We start from the raw sequence: 21191 nt of genomic DNA on the forward strand, positions 1-21191 counted from the left end.
ATAAAAGATAAAATTAACGAATAATTGGGAAAAAGGTACTGTATGAATTCTGAATCAATAGCCAATAAAATTAGAGCTAAACTTATACTTGCAGGAGCTTTAATTATTGGATTAGCTGCACTTGTATCTTATTTTATGCTTTCAAATATTAAAAAAAATGTTGAACTCAATGCAAAAAATCATTTTCAACTTTTAATCAACGAGAGAATTAAAGCAAAAATGGATATTGCTCTTTCTAATGCAATTACGCTCTCTTTAAATACTGATATTATTTTAGCTTTAGAAAACAACGATAGGGACAGCGCTAAACTATCTTTAAACGGAATAGATGGTGCTATGAAAAATGGAACATCATTAAAAAATGTAAAAATACATATTCATGATAAAAATATTAAATCTTTTCTTAGAGCTTGGGCACCTGATAAATATGGTGATGATTTAAGCTCTTTTCGTGAAACAATAGTTGAAGTTAAAAGTACACAAAAACCTTTAACTGCAATTGAAGTTGGAAGAGCAGGACTTGTTTTAAGAGGTTTGGCTCCAATTTTTAATTTAGAAAAAGAGTATTTGGGTTCTATAGAGTATATTCAAGGCTTTAATTCAATAGTTGCAGATTTTAAAAAAGATAATGAATACCTTTTGGTTTTGATGGATGAAAAATTCAAAAGAGGTAATGCTTTATCAAAAGAGGATCAAGTAAGTAACTATTTTATCTCTCAAAAAGAGGCTAATAAAGATTTTGCTAATGAGCTTTCAACAATAGATATCAACAAACTAAACAAAGATGGATATTTTAGCGGTAAAAAATATTTCTATACAAGCTTTCCTATTAAAGATATAAAAGGCAGAGTTGTTGGGATTTATGTAATAGGTGAAGATATAAAGAAATTTAATGAATTACTTGATGATTCATCTCAGATAATATTTATAATGTTAGGAATAATGGTTATATTAACTATTGTATTTACTTTTATTACGATGTATTTATTCAAAAAAATTGTAACAAATGGTATTAAAAAATTTAGAGATAATTTTGCTTATTTTTTAAAATTTGTATCATTTAAAATAAATACATTTCATAAACCAGCAGTTTATACAAATGACGAGATTGGTCAGATGTTAATTATGTTAAATGAGGCAGCTGATGTTTTTGATAAAAAAAATAAAGAGGATATGAAAGTAATTGGTGAAATTGTTTTAACAATGGACAAAGTTGAACAAGGTATTTATAAATGTAGAATTCGTGGAAATTCTGATAATCCTATGATTATGACAATGAAAACTACAATTAATAAAATGCTTGATGTTACTGAAAATAATATGAGAGAACTTGTTAGAACACTTGGACATTATGCAAATGATGATTTTAAAGATAAAGTAAAAATTTCACAAAACCTAAAAGAGAACCTCTTAGAGGTTATGCAAAGTGTTAATAAACTAGGAGATGCTCTAAGTAACAATGCCCGAACAAACCTAGAGAATGGACAAGTGTTAGAGGAAAATTCTAATATAATGACAAGCTCAATGGAAAACTTGGCAAAAAAAGCGAATGATCAAGCAGCAAGCCTAGAAGAGACAGCAGCAGCAGTAGAAGAGATAACCTCAATAACAAGAAGTAACGCAGAAAACGCATCAAAAATGGCAAACCTAGGTAAAACAGTAAGAAGCTCTGTTACAATAGGTGAAGATTTGGCTTCTAAAACAGCCCTCTCAATGGATGAGATAAATGAGAAAGTAACAGCTATTAATGAAGCTATTAATGTTATTGATCAAATAGCCTTCCAAACTAATATCCTTTCTTTAAATGCAGCAGTAGAAGCAGCAACGGCAGGTGAAGCAGGTAAAGGATTTGCAGTTGTAGCTCAAGAAGTAAGAAACCTTGCAAGTAGAAGTGCCCAAGCAGCAAAAGAGATAAAAGCCTTGGTAGAAGATGCAAATCAAAAAGCTAATGATGGTAAAATAATCTCTGATAAAATGAAAGATGGATATAAAGAGTTAAATACCCATATAAGTGAAACAATACATATAATAGAAGATGTAAGTACGGCATCAAAAGAACAGATGAGTGGTATAGAACAAATAAATCATGCCGTAACAATGTTAGATAGAGTAACACAAGAGAATGCAAATGAAGCGAATCAAGTGAAAAAAATTGCAAATGAAGTTGCAACAATAGCTCAAGAGTTAGTAAATGATGCTAAAAGTAAGAAATTTAACTAAGGAGTAAAGTATGGCAGTAGGACAAGAGACAGTTTTAGATGAGTACGCATTCTTAGTTAGTGAGACAGATGAAAAAGGTATAATAAGATTTGCAAATGATGATTTTTGTAAAATAGCAGAGTTTAGCTTGGATGAATTGATAGGACAACCACATAGTAAAGTAAGACATAAAGATATGCCAAAGAAGGCATTTAAATCTTTGTGGGATACAATACAAAAAGGAGAGGTTTGGACAGGATATGTAAAAAATGCTACTAAATCAGGAGGATATTATTGGGTTTTTGCCACAATATATCCGTTTGAAAGTTGTGATGGTTCTAAAGGTTATCTTTCTTGTAGAAGAAAACCTTCTAAAGAAGAAATTACTTCTATTCAGGAAGTTTACAAACTATGGAATAAAGAAGAGGGAAAATAGATGGGAACAAATATAACAAACGAAAGTAACGAAGTAGTTAACTATGCGAATACAAGCGAGTTCATGACATTTGAACTTGGAAAAATGAAGTATGCAATTGAGTTGCCAAAAATTAGAGAGATATTAACTTATCCGGACAATATTACAGTATTGCCTAATACTTCTAAATGGGTTAAAGGTTTAATCAATTTAAGAGGTGAAGTTGTGCCTATTTTAGATATAAGAGTTAGATTTAAAACAGGACAAGTTGTTTATAATGAGAGTACAGCTGTTATTGCAGTTATAACTGAAGATAGCAGAATGATAGGAATTGTTGTAGACAAAGTTGATGATGTACAAAGAATTGATGTATCAACACTAGCTCCAGTTTCAGATATGGGGTCAGCTATCCCATCAAAATACTTAAAAGGTTTTGTAAGATTAGCAAACAACCAAATGTTAGTAGTTATGGATATTGAGTCTGTTGTAAATAAAGATGAACTAAAAGGTTAAGATAAATTCTATGCATCATAAAATTGAAAAATTAAAAAAACTTAAACTATTGTTTGTTGAAGATGAAGTTGATCTTGTAGAGATTATAACAGATACATTAAGAAAACTTGATGTAAATTTTTTATCAGCAAAAAATGGTCAAGAGGCTTTAGATATTATCGAAGAAAATAGTGATATTGATATTATTATTACTGATATTAATATGCCAATAATGAATGGTTTAACAATGATTCAAGAGTTGAGAAAAAAGGGTTATAATAAACCAATTATTATTATGTCTGCACATACTGAGTCTGATTATATAAATAAGGCAAAAGAGTTAGGTGTTGATCACTATTTATTAAAACCATTTGATTTTATTAAATTTATAGATTTGATTACAGAAATGGAAATTAAATAACCTATGGCAATAAGTATAGATAAAAAACTTTTAAAAAGACTAAGAGTTTTATATGTGGAGGATGATGACACTGTAAGAGCAGATCTTGCAGCGCTTCTTTCCAATTTCTTTGATAAAATCTATACTGCAAAAGATGGCAATGAAGGGCTTACTTTATACAAAGAGAAGCAAGATAATATTGATATTATAATTGCCGATATTAATATGCCTGTTTTAACAGGGATAGAGATGCTAAAAGAGATTAGAAAGTTTGATAAGGATATTCCTGCAATATTTGCAACTGCCTATTCAGATAACGAATTTTTATCTGAGGCAATCAAACTAAAAGTCTCTGAATATATAATAAAACCTTTAGATATAAAAGAGTTAATGATTGCATTAGACTCAATTGCTAGAAATATCTACCACGATTTTTTAATTAATCAACAAAATAAAGAACTAAAAAAATATAAAGAGATTATTTATAGTAACAATATGGTTATTCGTACAGACAAAAAGATGATTATCTCTTCTGTTAATGATACCTTTTGTGAAATTACTGGATTTGAAAATAGTGAACTTGTTGGACAAGAACTAAGTACAATAAAATATAATGAAAATGATATTTCAATATATAAAAAAATGTATGATTGTGTTTACCATAATAAAACCTGGAATGGTGAGCTAAAAAATATAAAAAGAGATGGGTCATACTATTATGCTGATACAACAGCAGTATCTCTTTTGGATGATGATGCAGAAGTTATTGGTGCATTGATTATTCAAAAAGATGTAACTGATAAAGCAATAAAAAGAAGAGATATTCAATCCTCTTTGATAAAAGATAAAAGTGAAATATTTAAAAAGAGTAAAGAGAGTGTCTCTGAACTTCATCAAAAAATAAATAAATTAAATTATGAAATAGAGTCTCTTTCTCAAGAGTTGGAAAAAGAGAAACACCAAAAAGATAATTACATTTATACCCTTGAAAAATATAGTTTAGAAAATAGAAGAATAAAAAGTGAACTTGAACAAGCAAAAAATATGAGTGCTGCATCACCTGAAATTGGCAAAAAACTTATGCTACTTACAAAAGATAACACTGATTTAAAAATTGAGATAAAAAAATTGGAGCTAAAATTAGAGAGCATCCAAGAAGAGCATGGAAAAGAGTTAAAACAACAAAAAGTAAATTATGAAGTTAAAATTGATGATTTAGATAAAGAGATAAGCTCTTTAAAAGATAAAGTTGAAGTTTTAGGAACTGTGGAATCTGTATCTCAAAAATTAGCTTATTGGAAAGAGAAAGCTAAAAATGAATCGAAAAAAGTAGAAAAACTTGAGCGTGAAATTCTTAGTTATGGAGATAAAACTTTAATGAATAAGATATTTGGAGGGAAATAATCCCTTTCAAATATCTATTTGATAGTTATTGAGATGATTTTTTGGTCTGTTAAAGGTTTATCCCCTCTATATTGACCTGAAGTTGGAGTGTTTTCAATAGCTTTAAGTGTTTGTATACCATCTATTAAATATCCAAAAATTGTATGTCTTCCATTTAACCAAGGTGTAGGAACTGTTGTAATAAAAAATTGACTTCCATTTGTATCTCTTCCTGCATTTGCCATAGCTAAAATACCTGGTTTACTAAATACTACATTTTCAGAAAATTCGTCTTTAAAAGGTTTCCCCCAAATTGATTCTCCACCTCTTCCTGTACCTGTTGGATCTCCACCTTGAATCATAAAGTTTTTAATTACTCTGTGGAAAATTTGACCATTATAATAACCATTTTTAGCATGAGTTACAAAGTTTTCAACTGCTTTTGGAGCAATGTCTGGTCTTAACTCTATTGTCATATCACCTTGAGTGGTCTTAAATATTGCAATAGGATTTGCCGCGTTTAGAAATAACGCAAATGTGAAAAAAATAAAAATAATTTTTCTCATAAGTAGCCTTTTTAAATGAATTTGGGGTTTAGTATATAACGTAAGATTTTAAAATCTTATTAAAATATCTTTTTTAGATGAGTTTAAAAAAGATTTGTTAAAATTGCCTTAAAAATTATCTTAGAGGAAATAGATATGGATATGCCAGCAATTCCACAACCAACTTTTTATATCTTTAAATGTGAACAAAGTGCACCTCCTGGAATGCCAAAACCTTCATGTGTTACGGAGTATAGTAGAGACTTATTTAATCATTTAGCAACATCAATGATGCAAAAAGGTCTTATGGGGCCAGTTCAACCAATTAGGACATCATGTTTAGGTAGATGTCAAATGGGACCAGTTATGTTAGTTGAACCTGGACATCATATGTACTGTCAATTATCTAAGGAAAAAATTGATAGAATTGTGGACGAACATATAGTAGGTGGTAATCCTGTTTTAGAATATTTGATTCCAGAACAATTTTGGGGAGAACCTATAAATTTAGCTCAATAGAGGGACAAATCTAATGACATTTGATATGCTTTATAGTAAAATTCATAGAGCAACTGTAACTGACGCAAATCTAAACTATGTTGGTTCAATTACAATTGATGAAGAGTTGATGAACGCTTCAAAATTAAGAGTTGGACAAAAAGTAGAAATAGTAAATATAAATAACGGTGAGAGATTTGCAACTTATGTAATAAAAGGCAAAGCAGGGGAAAGAGATATGTGCCTAAATGGCGCAGCTGCTAGAAAAGTTGAAATAGGGGATAAAATTATTGTTATCTCTTATGCTTCATATAATGAAGAAGAATTAAAAAATTACTCTCCTACTGTTGTTATTGTAGATGAAAAGAATGATATCGTATCAGTAACAAATGAACTTGTGGGAAGTGATCATGTTTGATGGTATTGATTTAAGTAAGATTAATCTAAACGAAATTATGGGGCAAGTTCAAGGTATGGCTGATAAAGCCAAAGAGGAAAATGCCTCAAAAATCTTCACTGCAAAAGCTGGTGGAGGAATGGTTGAAATCTCTATTAATGGAAACTCAGAAGTAATTGATTTAAAAATTGATGATTCACTTTTAGAAGATAAAGACTCTCTACAAATTCTTTTAATATCTGCACTTAATGATGTGATTAAACAATCTGATGACAATAAAAAAATGATGGCCATGAGTATGTTTAATGGCTTTAACTCTTTTGGTCAAAAGTAGAATATGAAAGAACTTTTAAAAAGTTTTGAAGATTATCTTCTTGATAATCTTCCATTATCAAAATCATTTCATCCATATTTTGAAGAAGCTTTAGGAGATATGTTAAAAGCTGGAGGTAAAAGATTTAGACCTATGCTTTTACTATCTGTTGTTAAATCAAAAAAACCTCTGCTTATCGAAAATGCTTTTCCTGTCGCTTTAGGTTTAGAGATGCTTCATACTTACTCTTTAATCCATGATGATTTACCAGCAATGGATAATGCAGATTTAAGAAGAGGGTTTAAAACTTTACATAAAAAATATGATGAAGTAACAGCAATTTTAGTTGGAGATGCTCTTAATAGTGAGGCTTTTAATCAAATAGCAAATGCACCACTTCACAATGATATTAAAGTAGAGTTAATCAAAGCTTTGGGAAGTAATGGCGGAATTGATGGAATGATTATAGGGCAAGCAATTGATTGTTATTTTGAAAACCAAAAGCTTGAACTAAATCAATTGGAGTTTTTACATATTCACAAAACAGCAAAACTAATTGCAGCAAGTCTTAAAATGGGTGCAATTGTTGCCCAATATGATTTGGATACACAAAATAGATTGTATAATTTTGGAATTGATATAGGACTTCTGTTTCAAATTCAAGATGATATTATTGATGAGACACAAAGTGAAGAGCAAGCAGGAAAAACTACCCAACACGATGGGGCAAAAAACTCTTTTGTAAATCTTTTAGGCTTAGATGGGGCAATTAATAGTGCAAATACCTTAGCAAAAAAGTGTGAAGATGAACTAAATAGCTTTGATTTAACATTAAAAGACTCTTTAAATGACCTTCTTTTGAAATATATTTATAGACACAAGAATTAATTTTAGAAAACTTTAGTCAAATGTACTCATACTACTTGACAATTAATCAAAAATTTTTTATAATTTGGCACTCAGAAATTTTGAGTGCTAAAAAATAAAATATAAAAATTTATAGGAGAAATATAATGAATTTTAAACCATTAGGTAAAAGAGTTCTTGTAAAAAGAACTGAAGTTGAACAAAAAACTGCAAGTGGAATCATCTTAGTTGATTCAGCAAAAGAGAAACCTAACACAGCTGTTGTTAAGGCAGTTGGTTCTGAAGTAAAAGAACTTAAAGAGGGTGATACAATTGTATTTGAACAATACAGAGGGACTGAGTTTACATTAGATGGTGAAGATTATTTAGTGCTTGATATTGAAAATATTATAGGAGTTATGTAATGGCAAAAGAGATTAAATTTAGTGATAGTGCAAGAAATAAATTATACGCAGGTGTTGAAAAGTTAGCTGATGCTGTAAAAGTTACAATGGGTCCTAGAGGAAGAAATGTACTTCTTCAAAAATCTTTTGGTGCACCAACTATTACAAAAGATGGTGTTTCTGTTGCAAGAGAGATTGAACTTGCAGATACTTTAGAAAATATGGGAGCGCAACTTGTAAAAGAGGTTGCTTCAAAAACTGCTGATCAAGCAGGAGATGGTACTACAACTGCAACAGTACTTGCTCACTCAATTTATAAAGAGGGTCTAAGAAATGTAACTGCTGGAGCAAATCCAATTAGTCTTAAAAGAGGTATGGATAAAGCTTGCGAAGCAATTTTAGCTAATTTAAAAACATTATCAAAAGTTGTTGCAGAGAAAAAAGAGATTGAACAAGTTGCTACAATCTCTGCAAATGCAGATAGTGCAATTGGTTCTATGATTGCTGAAGCTATGGATAAAGTAGGAAAAGATGGTGTAATTACTGTTGAGGAAGCAAAAGGTATTTCTGATGAATTAGAAGTTGTTGAAGGTATGCAGTTTGATAGAGGTTACCTATCACCATACTTTGTAACAAACTCTGAAAAAATGATTGCAGAGCTTGATAATCCATTTATTTTACTTTATGAGAAAAAAATCTCTAACTTAAAAGAGATGTTACCAATTTTAGAAGCTGTAAATCAATCTGGAAGACCTTTATTAATTGTTGCTGAGGATGTAGATGGTGAAGCACTTGCAACTTTAGTTGTAAATAGATTAAGAGGTTCATTAAATATTGCGGCTGTTAAAGCTCCTGGATTTGGGGATAGAAGAAAAGCAATGTTACAAGATATTGCAGTATTAACAAATGGTACAGTTGTATCTGAAGAGATGGGAATGAAACTTGAGTCTTGTGGAACTGAAGTTTTAGGAACTGCATCTAAAATTGTTATTGATAAAGATAATACAACTATCGTTGATGGAAGTGGTACATCTGAAGCAGTAGCAGGAAGAGTAAATCAAATTAAAGCAGAGATTGCAAATACTACAAGTGATTATGATAGAGAGAAACTTCAAGAGAGACTTGCAAAACTTTCTGGTGGTGTTGCTGTTATTAAAGTTGGAGCTGCAACAGAGACTGAAATGAAAGAGAAAAAAGATAGAGTTGATGATGCATTATCTGCAACAAGAGCTGCTGTTGAAGAGGGTATTGTAATTGGTGGAGGTGCTGCACTAATTAGAGCTGCATCTAAAGTTAAATTAGATTTAGAAGGTGATGAAGAGATTGGTGCACATATTGTATTAAGAGCTATTAAAGCGCCTATGAAACAAATTGCTATAAATGCTGGATTTGATGCAGGTGTTGTAGTAAATGAAGTAGAAAAATCTGATAATGATAACTTTGGTTTTGATGCTGCAACAGGTCAATATGTTGATATGTTTGAAGCAGGAATTGTTGACCCTGCAAAAGTTGAAAGAGTTGCAATGCAAAATGCAGTATCAGTTGCATCTCTTCTTTTAACAACTGAAGCAACAGTAACAGATGTAAAAGAGGATAAACCAACTCCTGCAATGCCTGATATGGGTGGAATGGGAATGCCAGGTATGATGTAAGTTGGGGTTAAAAAATCGTGAACTGCTTCACGATTTTACCCGACGCAGACTAGGGTGATGTGCAAAAGCACCACGTAGGGCGGAAAATAGCATATTTCAAGCCACAAAAAAAGGGAAGAGATTTCAAACCTCTTCCCTTTTTTATTATATTTGTAAATAAAACCTATATTTACAAACCTACTTGTAAGTAAATTTATTAATATATCTTTATTAAAATTTAACAATACCAAAAAGTGAATTTATTATCATTGACACCTCCATATTGTTTTAAGATAATGTAATTATACACCCTTTTTAAATTAAATGTAAATAAAATATGGAGTTTATTTATAAAAAATTATCAAAATTTTTTAAAGATAATTTATGATACTCTAAAAAGTTATTATTTATAGCCCCAATATATTTAAAAAACTTTATATTGTTTATTGTAATCATTTCTTGAAAATTATTTTTATTTAGTTTTTCAAACTCTTCATGTGTTTGAATATATCTATCTTGATAAGTGAAATATAAGTCATTATAAAATACAGGAGTTAACTTTTCATTTCTAACAATAAGTTTTTTTTCTTTACTATAGTTTGTATTAACTTCTGGGCAATTAATATCAATGTAGATTTTATTATCCAAATTTCCACTTAAAGGGTAGTTTCTGCATACTGGTGGTCTGTTCTCATAAATGGTACATTTAAAATCTTTTAAATATGGACAATAATCTTTCCCATTAGTTAAAAGTATTACAGGTTTTATATATCCTAAATTTCCAAAAATAAAAACTATTGGAAAGTTTTTATATACTTTTTCAAAATCTTCTAAAAGAATTTGAGAAAATACAATACCATCTTTCCCACTACAACACTTAGCTTCACAATTTTTACAATCTCCAAAATAGAATGTCTGTTTTTTGACTGCTATAAACACTAAGTATTATCTCCTTTAAAATTAATCGGAGTATAACTTAATTTAGTTAAAATTCTAAAAAATGAATTGATTGGAAACTTATGAAAGATAGATTAATTGAAATAATAAAAGAGGCTGGAAAAATAGTTTATGAAGGCTATTCTTCACAAAAAGATGTAAATTTTAAAGCAAAAAAAGATTTAGTTACTAAATATGATGTTGCAGTTGAAAACTTTTTAAAGCAAGAGTTTGCTAAAGAGTTTAAAGCTTTTAATTTAATAGCTGAAGAGTCAGATAATAGTAAAGTTGAATTTAATAACTCAATTATTATTGATCCAATTGATGGCACAACAAATTTTGTAAATCAAGTACCACATACAGCAATCTCTGTTGGAGTTTACAAAAATAAAAAACCATATATTGGAATTGTTTATAATCCTATATTAGATGAACTTTATGAAGCCAAACTTAATAAAGGGGCTTTCCTAAATGGTGAAAAAATAGAGGTTTCAAAGGAAAATGATTTTCAAAAATCACTTATTGCAACAGGTTTTCCATATACAAGTGGAACCAATCAAGATGATTTAGACGATGTTATAAAAAAAATCAAAAGGGTTCTCCCTAAATGTCAAGATATTAGAAGATTAGGTTCAGCTGCTCTTGATTTGTGTTATGTTGCCAGAGGAACCTATGAAGGTTATTATGAAATGAACTTAAAAGCTTGGGATGTAAGTGCTGGATTATTGATTTTGCAAGAAGCAGGAGGTAAAGTTACAAGTTTACAAAATAGCGAGTACAAATTATTTGAGGACAAATATATTGTTGCTTCAAATGGATATATTCATAAGGAATTGCTCGAAGTTTTAATGAAGTGATTATTTAGTAAGTTTTAGATAAAATTTGTGATTTTAAAAATTGAGAACAAAGGCTAAAATGTGTGTGGTATAGTTGGATATATTGGTAAGAAAGATACTACAAAATTCATATTGGATGGATTAAAAGAGTTAGAGTATAGAGGTTATGACTCTACAGGAATGGCTCTTTTAAATGATGAAAAAATAGATGTATTTAAAGCTCTTGGAAAACTTACAAATCTAGTAGATAAGATTGAAAATGCTACTTTAGACACCTATCCAATTGGTATTGGACATACAAGATGGGCAACACATGGAAAACCAACAGAACTTAACGCACACCCACATTTAGGAGAGTACTCTTACGTTGTTCACAATGGAATTATAGAAAACTATAAAGAGATAAAAGATGAACTAATCTCAAAGGGTATTAAATTTTTATCTCAAACTGATACAGAGGTTATAGTTCATCTTTTTGAAGATTTTAATAATAGACTAAATGATACAGTTGAAGCTTTTAAAAATACAATAAATAGACTAAAAGGTGCTTTCTCTATTCTACTTATTTCAAAAGCTGATCCAACAAAAATTTTCTTTTTTAAAAATGGAAGTCCCCTAATTGTGGCACAAGGAAATGAAGAGGGTGAAGTTATGTTTGCCTCTTCAGATGCTCCTTTAATTGGGCTTGCTAAAAAAGTGGTATATTTAGAAGATGGAGTTGGTGGTGTTTCAAGTGCACAAGATATTGAGTTTTTTAGTGAAAACTACTCTTGGAACACTCTTCCTACATCAAAACAGTTTGCTCAAAAAGATGGCTTTAGATTTTTTATGGAAAAAGAGATTTATGAGCAAAGTGATGTTGTAAGTGATTGTATGATAGGAAGAATTCAAGATAATAGTATTAATTTTGATGAGATTTCACCAGAACTTTTAGATGGTATTAATGAGATAAAAATTTGCGCATGTGGTACTTCATATCACGCAGGCTTAACCTCTTCTTATCTTTTTGAAAGACTTGCAAAAATTAAGTGTAATGTTGAAATTGCAAGTGAATTTAGATATAAAGAACCACTTTTAACAAAAGATACACTTTTTATAGTTATCTCTCAAAGCGGTGAAACAGCAGATACTCTTGAAGCACTTAAAATGGCTAAAAAGGCTGGTTTAAAGTCTGTTGTTGTATGTAATGTTGATAACTCGTCAATGACAAGAGTTGCAGATTTTACTATTTTAACAAGAGCTGGAATAGAAAAAGGTGTAGCCTCTACAAAAGCATTTTCAACCCAAACTGTAGTTTTATGGATGTTGGCTCTTTATTTTGCTAAAATTAACAGTTCGATTTCTAGTGAATTACTTCAAAGTGAAATAAAAGCTTTAAGAGAGGTTCCTAAATCTTTGATTGTGGAAGATAGAATTCATGAAAAGACTAAAAGATTATCTAAAAGATATCTTCATGGTCATGGTTTTTTCTTTATAGGACGAGATGTCTTTTTCCCATTGGCACTTGAGGGTGCTCTAAAATTAAAAGAAATTTCATATCTTCACGCGGAAGGTTATCCTTCTGGAGAGATGAAACATGGTCCAATTGCATTGGCAGATCCAGAGCTATTTACAATTGCTTTGATGCCACAAAATTTATTATATGACAAAATCAAATCAAATGTTGAAGAGCTTAGTGCTAGAGATAGTACTATTTGTTCTATATCTTCATTAGAGTTTGAATTATGTGATGATTTTATTAAGATACAAGAAACTAACCATTATATGTTGGAGTTTTTTGAAATGTTAGTTGTATTGCAACTTTTCTCTATGGAGATATCAATACGACTTGGGAATGATGTTGACATGCCAAGAAATTTGGCTAAGTCCGTAACTGTTGAATAAATATTAATTTTTTATTTTTTAATTTAAAGATAAAAAGCAGATATATGTTTAATGGAAAACAAAGATGGAAAACCTACGAGGAAAACAAAAATGGAAAACAAAAAACAATACCTTTTTACAAGTGAAGTTGTAAGTCCGGGGCACCCAGATAAGTGTGCAGATATTATTGCTGATTCTATCGTTGATAGATTAATTATTGAAGATAGTGAGAGTAGAGTTGCTTCGGAAGTATTCGTAGCTGGAAAACATGTTGTAATTGGTGGAGAGGTTAAATCAAGATGCCAATTATCAAATGCAGATTATGAAAAAATTGTAAAAGATGCTTTGGCAAAAATTGGTTATGATGGAAAATCAGCTTTTACAAAAGAGCAGTGTTTACATCCAGATGATGTACAAGTTCAAGTTTTATTAAACCAACAAAGTCCTGATATCTCTCAAGGAGTTGATCAAACAACTGGTGAAATAGGAGCAGGAGATCAAGGTATTATGTTTGGTTTTGCTTCTTGTGAAACTGCCGATTTAATGCCTGCAGCTATTACTTATGCAAGAATGTTAGCAGACAAAGTTTATAATTATGCTTTAAATCATAATCATAAACTAGGAGTTGATATTAAAACTCAAGTTACAGTTGATTATGGTTCAAAAGAGAATTTTGAAAATTGTAAACCTAAAAAGATTCATACAATTGTTGTTAGTGCACCTTCTGTTGAAGGTATGCCAATTGAAGAAGTAAGAGAACTTATTCAAGGTTTAATTGATGATACAGGTTTACCACCTGAGATGTATGACAAAGAGTCAACTATTATTCATATTAATCCAACAGGAAGATATGTAAATCACTCAAGTTTACATGATAGTGGATTAACTGGTAGAAAACTTATTGTTGACTCTTTTGGTGGATACTCTCCAATTGGTGGGGGAGCACAATCAAGTAAAGATTATACTAAAGTTGATAGAAGTGGACTTTATGCAGCAAGATGGATTGCAAAAAATATTGTTGCAGCAGGACTTGCTAAAAAAGCAACTGTACAAATCTCTTATGCTATTGGTGTAGCAAGACCAACTTCTGTTGCAGTTGATACGATGGGTACTTTTACTAAATTTGATGATGATAAATTATCTGAAATAGTAATGGCTAACTATCCTTTAACACCAAAATGGATAACAAATAAATTTGGTTTAGATAAACCATCTGAGAATACATTTTTATATGCTGATGTAGCATCTAGGGGACAAGTTGGACAAAGCGACTACCCTTGGGAAAAACTTGATGAAGTTGAGAAATTAAAAAGTTTAGTTTAGAAGGTAGAAATAATGGATTTAAAAAACTTATTTAGTAAAATTACATTTGATAGTGGGAAAAAAGAGCAACCAACAAAAAATGATGCACCAACACACTGGATTAAATGTCCAGAGTGTTCGGCTTTGATGTTTTTTAAAGAGGTTGAAAATCAAAATAATATCTGTCCTAAATGTAATTTTCATATGAGAATTGGTGCTAAAAGAAGAGTAGAAATATTAGCTGATGCTGGTTCATTTATTGAATATGATTCTGATTTGAAGCCAATAGATCCATTAAAATTTGTAGACAAAAAATCATATAAAAAGAGAGTTGAAGAGGCTTTTAAAAAAACAGGAAGAAACTCTGCTGTTGTAAGTGGCGAGTGTACTATAAATGCTGTTCCTGTACAGATTGTTGTATTTGATTTTGCATTTATGGGAGGAAGTTTAGGTTCTGTTGAAGGTGAAAAAATTGTAAGAGCTGTTGATAGAGCGATGGAAAAACAACAAGGACTTATAATTATTTCTGCTTCTGGGGGAGCTAGAATGCAAGAGTCAACTTTTTCTTTAATGCAGATGGCAAAAACATCAGCTGCACTAAAAAGAATGGATAAAGCTAACCTTCCATTTATCTCTGTTTTAACAGATCCAACAATGGGAGGAGTATCTGCTTCTTTTGCCTTTTTAGGTGACATTATAATGGCTGAGCCTGGAGCACTTGTTGGTTTTGCAGGTCAAAGAGTTATTAAACAAACAATTGGGGCAGATCTTCCTGAAGGTTTCCAAAGAGCAGAGTTTTTACTAGAAAAAGGCTCAATTGATATGGTTGTTAATAGAAATGATATGAAGAAAACATTATCAGATTTATTAACAATGTTTTCAAAAACTTCTAATGTTAGTTAATCTTTAAATCAAGGCTTTAAATCCTTGATTTTTAGGTAGATTATGGCAAAAATCAATATCTATACCATAGTTAAACCAAGCAAAGATGAGTTTGATAAACTCTCTAATGAGTTTATTAAAATGTGCTCAAAATTTGCAAAAGTTGAAGTTCATACAATTTTTAACAAAAATATAGCAAAAGCCCAGACAATAAGTGAAGTAGAGGCACAAAAATCTTATAGTGAAGCTTTTGAACCATATTTAAAAGGTTTTTGTATTGCCCTTGATGTTTTAGGTGATAAAGTTGATAGTTTTGAGTTCTCAAAATTGATTACAAGCTCAAGTGAAATCAATTTTTTTATTGGTGGAGCCTATGGATTTGAGAGAGAATTTTTAAAAAAATGTGATAAAACTCTCACTCTTAGTTCCTTGACAATGGCTCACAAAATAGTCATTCTTGTCTTATTGGAACAGATCTTTAGAGGACTTGCAATAAAAAACAACCACCCGTATCATAAGTAATTTATCAAAATTTTTGTATAATTGCAAAATTTTTTAATAGGGTTAAATATGGCAAACAGTAAACAAATAGAGGAATTGAAAAATATCTTACTTGAGAGGAAAGATAAAATTTCTAAAAACATTCAAGGAAGTAGAGACAGTATAGATTCTTTGAAAGATTCTGAATGCAAAGACGATTTTGATTATGCAGAAGTTTCTAGTGATAGTTTTAAAGAGGGGATTATCGCAAATCAACAAATGAATGAGTTAAAAGAGATTGATGACGCTCTTAAAAGAATAGACAAAGGCACATATGGGATTTGTGAAATGTGCGATGAGTCAATTGCTATAGGAAGACTTAGAGCAAAGCCATTTGCTAAGTTTTGTACACCTTGCAGAGAGATATATGAAGTAGAACAATAAAATATAGAAATAAAGGATATAACGTGGGACTTAAAGCATATATAGGGTTTTCTTTACTTTTAATTGTTGTAATTGGAATTACAGCATTTGGTATAGAAGGTGGTAATTATGAAGTTAAGTTTTTTGATTTTTCATTAAACTTGCCTGTTGTAGCTTGGGTACTATTACCTATGATAGTCCTTTTTGTATTAAGCCTTTTACATCTTATTTTTTATGGTTCAGTAAATTACTTTAAAAACAGAGCTTATTTAAAAGATGAAGAGACAATTTTAGAATCATTAAAAACTTTTCTGTTACAAAAAGAGGAAAAAAATCGATTATCAACAAATGGGTTTAAAACCGTTTTTAATATTTTAAGTCAATTAAAACTTGATGTTAAAGATAATACATTTACCTCTTCAAGTGAAGAATTAAATAAAATTGTTTCTAATATCAAAGATATAAAAGCTGGAAAATTTGTTAGTGAAAAAGAGATAAAACTAGATTCAAATTCTGAATTAGCAAAACAAAATCTAATAAATAAAATCAATGAACAAGCAGATTACTCTTTGGATATATTAAAAAAATCTGAACAGTACCCAGAAGAAGTAGTAAAAATTGCATTTTTTAATGTTTTAGAAAATAAGGCAATGACTACAATAAAAAAAGTTTATGAAAATGTAAAACTTGATAAAGAGATGGCATATAAGCTATTTTTGAAAGACTCAGAAAATATTGAGTTTGGTTTTACAAAAGATGAGTTACTAAAGATTATTAAACCTTTAAATTACTCAAAAAAAGAGTTTATAACTTTAGCTAAACTCTATAAAGAGGTTTTATCACCTGATAGAATTATTGAACTATTTGAAACTCTAAGCGAAGAGAATGAAGAGGCATTAGATGCTTATCTTTATATCCTTTGTGAATTAGAGATGATTGATAGTGTAAGAGATATTTTAAGTGGTCATGATAAAAATGAGCTTGTAGCTTTTAGAGCTCTAATTGATTTAAAAGAGGCTGGGAAACAGTACTCATTGGATAATATCTCTTATAATAACTAATGAAAAATAAAATAGATTTCAGCCAACCCTTAATGGTGTTGGCTCCACTTGCAGGATATACAGATTTACCTTTCCGTTCTGTTGTTAAAAAATTTGGTGCTGATTTAACTATTTCAGAGATGATCTCTTCAAATGCACTTGTATATAAATCAGAAAAAACAAGAAAAATGATTGAAAAATCTCCTAATGAAGATCCATATATTGTTCAAATTGCAGGGAATAAGGCTGAATTAGTAAGAGATGCAGTTGAGATATTAAATGATATAGAAGGTATTGACGGTATTGATTTAAACTGTGGATGTCCTGCTCCCAAAGTTTTTAATCATGGTTCAGGTTCAAATCTTTTAGGAGATTTAAAAAAGCTTGAAGAGATTTTAACAACAGTAAAGAGATACAATAAAAAGCAGTACACAACTGCAAAAGTTAGAATTGGCGTAAATGAGAAAATTCCAGTAGATATTGCAAAAGTAGTTGAGGCATGTGGTGTTGATTTTATGGCAGTTCATGGAAGAACAAGAGCAGGTAAATATAAAGCGCCCGTTGATTATGATGCAATAAAAGCAATGAAAGAAGCAGTATCAATTCCTGTTATTGCAAATGGGGATATAAAAGATTATGAGAAAGCTAAGGAAGTATTAAAATATACAAATGCAGATGGTGTAATGATTGGACGTGCTGCAATTGGAAAACCTTGGATTTTTTATCAGCTAAAACATGGAATAGAAAATATTAGTGAAGAGAAAAAAAGAGAAGTTATTTTAGAACACTTTGATGCAGTACTAAACTTCCATGGAATACATGGGGCAATTATGTTTAGAAAACTTCTTCACTCATACTCAAAAGGCTATAATGGAGCTGCTGAGTTTAGAGATATTATAAATAGAGTTTCTGAACCACAAATCATGAGAGACATGATAGAAAACTTCTTTTAAAAACTTTTTGGATAAAATATTTAACTTTTTGCAAAGGATAATATTTGTCAGAGTATTACTACGAATTAATAATTAAACCATCAAAAAACTATGAATTGTTTTTAGACCTTTTAGGGTCTTTAACAAATGAGGCACTTGAAGAGTGTAATGATAACTCTATCATTGCAAGAAGTGAAGATGATTTAAGTGATATCGAATATGGTGTAAAAGAGTTTGCAAAGGCTCTTGAAATTGAGTGTAAAACGACTTTAACAAAAAAAGAGAATGTGGACTGGATAAAACAGTATCAAGAGTCTGTTAAAGCAGTTGAAGTTGGAAAGTTTTATGTTAGACCTTCTTGGGAAAAGCCAAAAGAGGGTAAAATAAATATTATTATTGATCCTGCTTTATCATTTGGTTCAGGACATCATGAAACAACTTCGAGTTGTTTAGAGGCAATAAGCGAATTTGTTGATAGAGATGATGAAGTTTTAGATGTTGGTACAGGAAGTGGTATTTTAGCAATAGCTGCTTCAAAACTTGAGTGTAAAGTTGACATTTGTGATACAGATGAAGTATGTATAAATGATACAAAAACAAATTATAATTTAAATAATGTTATATTTAATAACTCTTGGATTGGTAGTGCAAACAAAGCTACTAAGGAGTATGATGTTGTTATCGCAAATATAGTTGCGGATGTTTTAACTATAATTGCAAGTGATTTGAAAAAATGCTTAAAAGATAACGGTATTTTAATAATATCAGGGATTTTGGATAAACATATTGATAAGGTTTTAAACAAATTTCAAGATATGGAAGAGTTAGAGTTAATTCACAAAAATGAGTGGATGACTGTAGTATTAAAAAAATAAGGGAGTATTAATTAATGGGCGATAAAAACAATAAAAATAGTGGAGATAATAACAATAATTTTTTTAACAATAATCCACTTTTAGTTTTTGTAATTTTTTCAATAGTTACAATTTTTGTTTTCAAAGCAGTTTTTCCAGAAGGAAATGATCAGTCAATGATGTCTCAAAATTCGAGTATATCTTCTTTTGGACAAGCAAAAAATAAAACAGTGGCTTATTCTGATTTGAAAAATCTGATTAATAATGGTTCAATTGAGTATGTGGGAATAGGAAATACTCAAATCAAAGCAGTTGGAAAACCAACAAATGGTCAAGTTACAACTTATACTGCAAGACGTGTTATTCCAGATGATACATTAATTCCAAGTTTGGAGAGTAAAGGTATTGCTTATGGTGGAATAAATGAAGAGAACCTAATAGCAGATATTCTATTTGGATGGGTGTTACCTATTTTTATCTTCTTCGCAATTTGGATGTTTTTAGCTAGAAGAATGTCAAAATCTATGGGTGGAGGTTCAGGAGGAATCCTTGGAATTGGAAGCTCTAAAAAGATGATTAATTCTGAAAAACCAAATGTAACTTTTGATGATATGGCTGGAAATAAAGAGGCAAAAGAGGAAGTTCAAGAGGTGGTTGATTTTCTTTCTGCACCTGAGAGATATATTAAACTTGGAGCTCAAATTCCAAAAGGTGTTCTTTTAGTAGGACCTCCAGGTACAGGTAAAACACTTTTAGCAAAAGCTGTTGCAGGTGAAGCTGATGTTCAGTTCTTATCTGTTTCAGGTTCTGCGTTTATTGAGATGTTTGTTGGAGTTGGAGCAAGTAGAGTTAGAGATTTATTTGAACAAGCAAAAAAAGTAGCACCAGCAATTATCTTTATTGATGAGATTGATGCGATTGGTAAAAGTAGAGCTGCTGGTGGACCAATGGGTGGAAATGATGAGAGAGAACAGACTCTAAATCAGCTTTTAGCTGAAATGGATGGATTCTCAACGGAATCAGCTCCTGTTATTGTACTTGCTGCGACAAATAGACCAGAGGTACTTGACCCAGCACTTCTTAGACCAGGAAGATTTGACAGACAAGTTTTAGTTGATAAACCAGACTTTGAAGGTAGAAAAGAGATTTTAAATGTTCATATCAAAGGTGTAAAACTAGGTCGTGATGTTGACTTAGAAGAGGTAGCAAGAATGACAGCAGGGCTTGCTGGAGCAGATTTAGCAAATATTGTTAATGAAGCGGCACTACTTGCTGGTAGAGTTTCTAAAGAAGAGGTAAACTATGAAGATTTTAAAGAGGCAGTTGAGAGACAAATTGCAGGTTTAGAGAAAAAATCAAGAAGAATCTCTCCAAAAGAGAGAAAAATTGTTGCTTACCATGAATCAGGACATGCAGTAATTGCTGAAATTACAAAAGGTGCTAAAAAAGTTAATAAAGTATCAATTGTTCCAAGAGGACTTGCAGCACTTGGATATACACTAAATACACCTGAAGAGAACAAATACCTAATGCAAAAACATGAACTTATTGCAGAGGTGGATGTATTACTTGGAGGACGTGCAGCTGAACAGGTATTTATAAATGAGATAAGTACAGGTGCAGGAAATGACTTAGAGAGAGCAACAGATATTATAAAATCTATGGCTACAATCTATGGTATGAGTGATATTGCTGGACTTATGGTTTTAGAAAAAAGAACTAACCAATTTTTAGGCGGACAATCTCAAAAAGATTTCTCTGATGATATGGCTAAAAATCTTGATGATTACATTAAAAAAGTGTTAAATGAGAGATATGAGGTTGTTTTACAATCATTAAAAGATAATAGTGATGCAATTGAAGAGATGACTAAAGAGCTACTTGATGTGGAAGTAATCACAGGTGAGAGAGTAAGAGAGATTATTAAAGCTCACGGTGGGGAAGTGTTTGAAGAGGAAGATTTACACTCTGAAGCATTAACAGAAGATGATTTAACAACAAATGAAGATAATTCACAAAACTCAACTTCAGAGGAAAATAGTTCTGAAAATTCTACTTCAAATGAACAACCTGTTAATAGTGAAGAAGAGAATAAAGAAGAAAATAAAGAGGACAAATAG

Annotated in this window: 23 protein-coding genes; 21 read left to right on the top strand and 2 right to left on the bottom strand. The window is 30.6% G+C overall.

Annotated elements, in window-relative coordinates; translation table 11 throughout:
• The first annotated feature begins 42 nt into the window (after window positions 1-42).
• Genes AEBR_RS03125 through AEBR_RS03145 form a run of 5 tightly spaced genes read left to right on the top strand, consistent with a single transcriptional unit; the run spans window position 43 to window position 4910 of the window.
• Window positions 43-2220 carry a methyl-accepting chemotaxis protein gene (locus AEBR_RS03125; RefSeq protein WP_172658843.1) on the top strand — a complete coding sequence of 726 codons (2178 nt, stop codon included), beginning with the start codon at window positions 43-45 and terminating at the stop codon, window positions 2218-2220.
• A 10-nt stretch (window positions 2221-2230) separates the two neighbouring features.
• Window positions 2231-2635 carry a PAS domain-containing protein gene (locus AEBR_RS03130; RefSeq protein ID WP_129088459.1) on the top strand — a complete coding sequence of 135 codons (405 nt, stop codon included), beginning with the start codon at window positions 2231-2233 and terminating at the stop codon, window positions 2633-2635.
• Window positions 2636-3127, top strand: a complete 492-nt coding sequence (locus AEBR_RS03135) for a chemotaxis protein CheW (protein WP_228712199.1) — start codon at window positions 2636-2638, stop codon at window positions 3125-3127. It begins immediately after the preceding gene.
• Window positions 3128-3137: 10 nt separating this feature from the next.
• Complete coding sequence (locus tag AEBR_RS03140) at window positions 3138-3527, top strand: response regulator (protein WP_128982386.1); 390 nt, start codon at window positions 3138-3140, stop codon at window positions 3525-3527.
• 3 nt (window positions 3528-3530) lie between these two features.
• Window positions 3531-4910 carry a response regulator gene (locus AEBR_RS03145; protein WP_129088055.1) on the top strand — a complete coding sequence of 460 codons (1380 nt, stop codon included), beginning with the start codon at window positions 3531-3533 and terminating at the stop codon, window positions 4908-4910.
• Window positions 4911-4924: 14 nt separating this feature from the next.
• Here the strand turns inward: AEBR_RS03145 and AEBR_RS03150 are convergent, their stop codons facing one another.
• Window positions 4925-5455, bottom strand: a complete 531-nt coding sequence (locus tag AEBR_RS03150) for a peptidylprolyl isomerase (RefSeq protein WP_129088054.1) — start codon at window positions 5453-5455, stop codon at window positions 4925-4927.
• A 135-nt stretch (window positions 5456-5590) separates the two neighbouring features.
• Here AEBR_RS03150 and AEBR_RS03155 point away from each other — a divergent pair, with 135 nt between their 5' ends.
• The 6 genes from AEBR_RS03155 to groL all read left to right on the top strand — a co-directional run bounded on the left by AEBR_RS03155 (window position 5591) and on the right by groL (window position 9544).
• A complete protein-coding gene (locus tag AEBR_RS03155) occupies window positions 5591-5953 on the top strand; it encodes a (2Fe-2S) ferredoxin domain-containing protein (RefSeq protein ID WP_129088053.1) in 363 nt (120 codons plus the stop codon).
• A gap of 13 nt (window positions 5954-5966) precedes the next feature.
• Window positions 5967-6350, top strand: coding sequence for an aspartate 1-decarboxylase (gene panD / locus AEBR_RS03160; RefSeq protein WP_129088052.1), 384 nt, complete (start codon window positions 5967-5969; stop codon window positions 6348-6350).
• Window positions 6343-6663 (top strand): YbaB/EbfC family nucleoid-associated protein, encoded by a 321-nt coding sequence (locus tag AEBR_RS03165; RefSeq protein WP_128982376.1) that lies wholly within the window; start codon window positions 6343-6345, stop codon window positions 6661-6663. The genes panD and AEBR_RS03165 overlap by 8 nt, the downstream gene beginning before the upstream one ends.
• A 3-nt stretch (window positions 6664-6666) precedes the next feature.
• The gene (locus AEBR_RS03170) at window positions 6667-7530 is read left to right on the top strand and encodes a polyprenyl synthetase family protein (protein WP_129088051.1); all 864 of its coding nucleotides are present in this window, start codon (window positions 6667-6669) and stop codon (window positions 7528-7530) included.
• Window positions 7531-7655: 125 nt separating this feature from the next.
• Window positions 7656-7913, top strand: coding sequence for a co-chaperone GroES (groES, locus tag AEBR_RS03175; protein ID WP_128982372.1), 258 nt, complete (start codon window positions 7656-7658; stop codon window positions 7911-7913).
• The gene (groL, locus tag AEBR_RS03180; protein WP_129088050.1) at window positions 7913-9544 is read left to right on the top strand and encodes a chaperonin GroEL; all 1632 of its coding nucleotides are present in this window, start codon (window positions 7913-7915) and stop codon (window positions 9542-9544) included. Before groES ends, groL begins: the two co-directional genes overlap by 1 nt.
• Before the next feature lie 327 nt (window positions 9545-9871).
• Here groL and AEBR_RS03185 read toward each other — a convergent pair whose 3' ends face one another.
• The gene (locus tag AEBR_RS03185) at window positions 9872-10462 is read right to left on the bottom strand and encodes a YkgJ family cysteine cluster protein (protein WP_129088049.1); all 591 of its coding nucleotides are present in this window, start codon (window positions 10460-10462) and stop codon (window positions 9872-9874) included.
• An 80-nt stretch (window positions 10463-10542) separates the two neighbouring features.
• On the opposite strand from AEBR_RS03185, the gene AEBR_RS03190 reads away from it, so the two are divergent.
• From AEBR_RS03190 to ftsH, 10 genes are all read left to right on the top strand, one after another.
• Window positions 10543-11316, top strand: coding sequence for an inositol monophosphatase family protein (locus AEBR_RS03190; RefSeq protein ID WP_129088048.1), 774 nt, complete (start codon window positions 10543-10545; stop codon window positions 11314-11316).
• A gap of 60 nt (window positions 11317-11376) precedes the next feature.
• Window positions 11377-13179, top strand: coding sequence for a glutamine--fructose-6-phosphate transaminase (isomerizing) (gene glmS, locus AEBR_RS03195; protein WP_129088047.1), 1803 nt, complete (start codon window positions 11377-11379; stop codon window positions 13177-13179).
• Between the two features lie 90 nt (window positions 13180-13269).
• Complete coding sequence (gene metK / locus AEBR_RS03200; protein WP_128982361.1) at window positions 13270-14481, top strand: methionine adenosyltransferase; 1212 nt, start codon at window positions 13270-13272, stop codon at window positions 14479-14481.
• Between the two features lie 12 nt (window positions 14482-14493).
• Window positions 14494-15363 carry an acetyl-CoA carboxylase, carboxyltransferase subunit beta gene (accD, locus tag AEBR_RS03205; protein WP_129088046.1) on the top strand — a complete coding sequence of 290 codons (870 nt, stop codon included), beginning with the start codon at window positions 14494-14496 and terminating at the stop codon, window positions 15361-15363.
• A 42-nt stretch (window positions 15364-15405) separates the two neighbouring features.
• Window positions 15406-15864, top strand: coding sequence for a 23S rRNA (pseudouridine(1915)-N(3))-methyltransferase RlmH (locus AEBR_RS03210; protein WP_129088045.1), 459 nt, complete (start codon window positions 15406-15408; stop codon window positions 15862-15864).
• Window positions 15865-15912: 48 nt separating this feature from the next.
• Complete coding sequence (gene dksA / locus AEBR_RS03215) at window positions 15913-16266, top strand: RNA polymerase-binding protein DksA (RefSeq protein WP_128982355.1); 354 nt, start codon at window positions 15913-15915, stop codon at window positions 16264-16266.
• A 23-nt stretch (window positions 16267-16289) separates the two neighbouring features.
• On the top strand, window positions 16290-17306 hold the full coding sequence (locus tag AEBR_RS03220) for a hypothetical protein (protein WP_129088044.1): 1017 nt from the start codon (window positions 16290-16292) through the stop codon (window positions 17304-17306).
• Window positions 17306-18238 carry a tRNA dihydrouridine synthase gene (locus AEBR_RS03225; RefSeq protein ID WP_129088043.1) on the top strand — a complete coding sequence of 311 codons (933 nt, stop codon included), beginning with the start codon at window positions 17306-17308 and terminating at the stop codon, window positions 18236-18238. Before AEBR_RS03220 ends, AEBR_RS03225 begins: the two co-directional genes overlap by 1 nt.
• Window positions 18239-18282: 44 nt before the next feature.
• Window positions 18283-19092: a 50S ribosomal protein L11 methyltransferase gene (locus AEBR_RS03230; RefSeq protein WP_129088042.1), complete on the top strand. Its 810-nt coding sequence runs from the start codon at window positions 18283-18285 to the stop codon at window positions 19090-19092.
• Window positions 19093-19106: 14 nt separating this feature from the next.
• Window positions 19107-21191 (top strand): ATP-dependent zinc metalloprotease FtsH, encoded by a 2085-nt coding sequence (gene ftsH / locus AEBR_RS03235; RefSeq protein ID WP_129088041.1) that lies wholly within the window; start codon window positions 19107-19109, stop codon window positions 21189-21191.

This window comes from Halarcobacter ebronensis (genome assembly GCF_013201825.1).
GTDB classification, from domain to species: Bacteria; Campylobacterota; Campylobacteria; order Campylobacterales; family Arcobacteraceae; genus Halarcobacter; species Halarcobacter ebronensis.

Excerpts from the sequence above, each read along its gene's own strand:
- AEBR_RS03125 (WP_172658843.1), top strand. The coding sequence starts at position 43 with ATGAATTCTGAATCAATAGCCAATAAAATTAGAGCTAAACTTATACTT.
- metK (WP_128982361.1), top strand. The coding sequence starts at position 13,270 with ATGGAAAACAAAAAACAATACCTTTTTACAAGTGAAGTTGTAAGTCCG.
- AEBR_RS03150 (WP_129088054.1), bottom strand. The coding sequence starts at position 5,455 with ATGAGAAAAATTATTTTTATTTTTTTCACATTTGCGTTATTTCTAAAC.
- dksA (WP_128982355.1), top strand. The coding sequence starts at position 15,913 with ATGGCAAACAGTAAACAAATAGAGGAATTGAAAAATATCTTACTTGAG.
- AEBR_RS03155 (WP_129088053.1), top strand. The coding sequence starts at position 5,591 with ATGGATATGCCAGCAATTCCACAACCAACTTTTTATATCTTTAAATGT.
- accD (WP_129088046.1), top strand. The coding sequence starts at position 14,494 with ATGGATTTAAAAAACTTATTTAGTAAAATTACATTTGATAGTGGGAAA.
- AEBR_RS03145 (WP_129088055.1), top strand. The coding sequence starts at position 3,531 with ATGGCAATAAGTATAGATAAAAAACTTTTAAAAAGACTAAGAGTTTTA.
- AEBR_RS03130 (WP_129088459.1), top strand. The coding sequence starts at position 2,231 with ATGGCAGTAGGACAAGAGACAGTTTTAGATGAGTACGCATTCTTAGTT.
- AEBR_RS03140 (WP_128982386.1), top strand. The coding sequence starts at position 3,138 with ATGCATCATAAAATTGAAAAATTAAAAAAACTTAAACTATTGTTTGTT.
- AEBR_RS03170 (WP_129088051.1), top strand. The coding sequence starts at position 6,667 with ATGAAAGAACTTTTAAAAAGTTTTGAAGATTATCTTCTTGATAATCTT.
- AEBR_RS03165 (WP_128982376.1), top strand. The coding sequence starts at position 6,343 with ATGTTTGATGGTATTGATTTAAGTAAGATTAATCTAAACGAAATTATG.
- ftsH (WP_129088041.1), top strand. The coding sequence starts at position 19,107 with ATGGGCGATAAAAACAATAAAAATAGTGGAGATAATAACAATAATTTT.
- panD (WP_129088052.1), top strand. The coding sequence starts at position 5,967 with ATGACATTTGATATGCTTTATAGTAAAATTCATAGAGCAACTGTAACT.
- groES (WP_128982372.1), top strand. The coding sequence starts at position 7,656 with ATGAATTTTAAACCATTAGGTAAAAGAGTTCTTGTAAAAAGAACTGAA.
- AEBR_RS03210 (WP_129088045.1), top strand. The coding sequence starts at position 15,406 with ATGGCAAAAATCAATATCTATACCATAGTTAAACCAAGCAAAGATGAG.
- groL (WP_129088050.1), top strand. The coding sequence starts at position 7,913 with ATGGCAAAAGAGATTAAATTTAGTGATAGTGCAAGAAATAAATTATAC.
- AEBR_RS03135 (WP_228712199.1), top strand. The coding sequence starts at position 2,636 with ATGGGAACAAATATAACAAACGAAAGTAACGAAGTAGTTAACTATGCG.
- AEBR_RS03190 (WP_129088048.1), top strand. The coding sequence starts at position 10,543 with ATGAAAGATAGATTAATTGAAATAATAAAAGAGGCTGGAAAAATAGTT.
- AEBR_RS03225 (WP_129088043.1), top strand. The coding sequence starts at position 17,306 with ATGAAAAATAAAATAGATTTCAGCCAACCCTTAATGGTGTTGGCTCCA.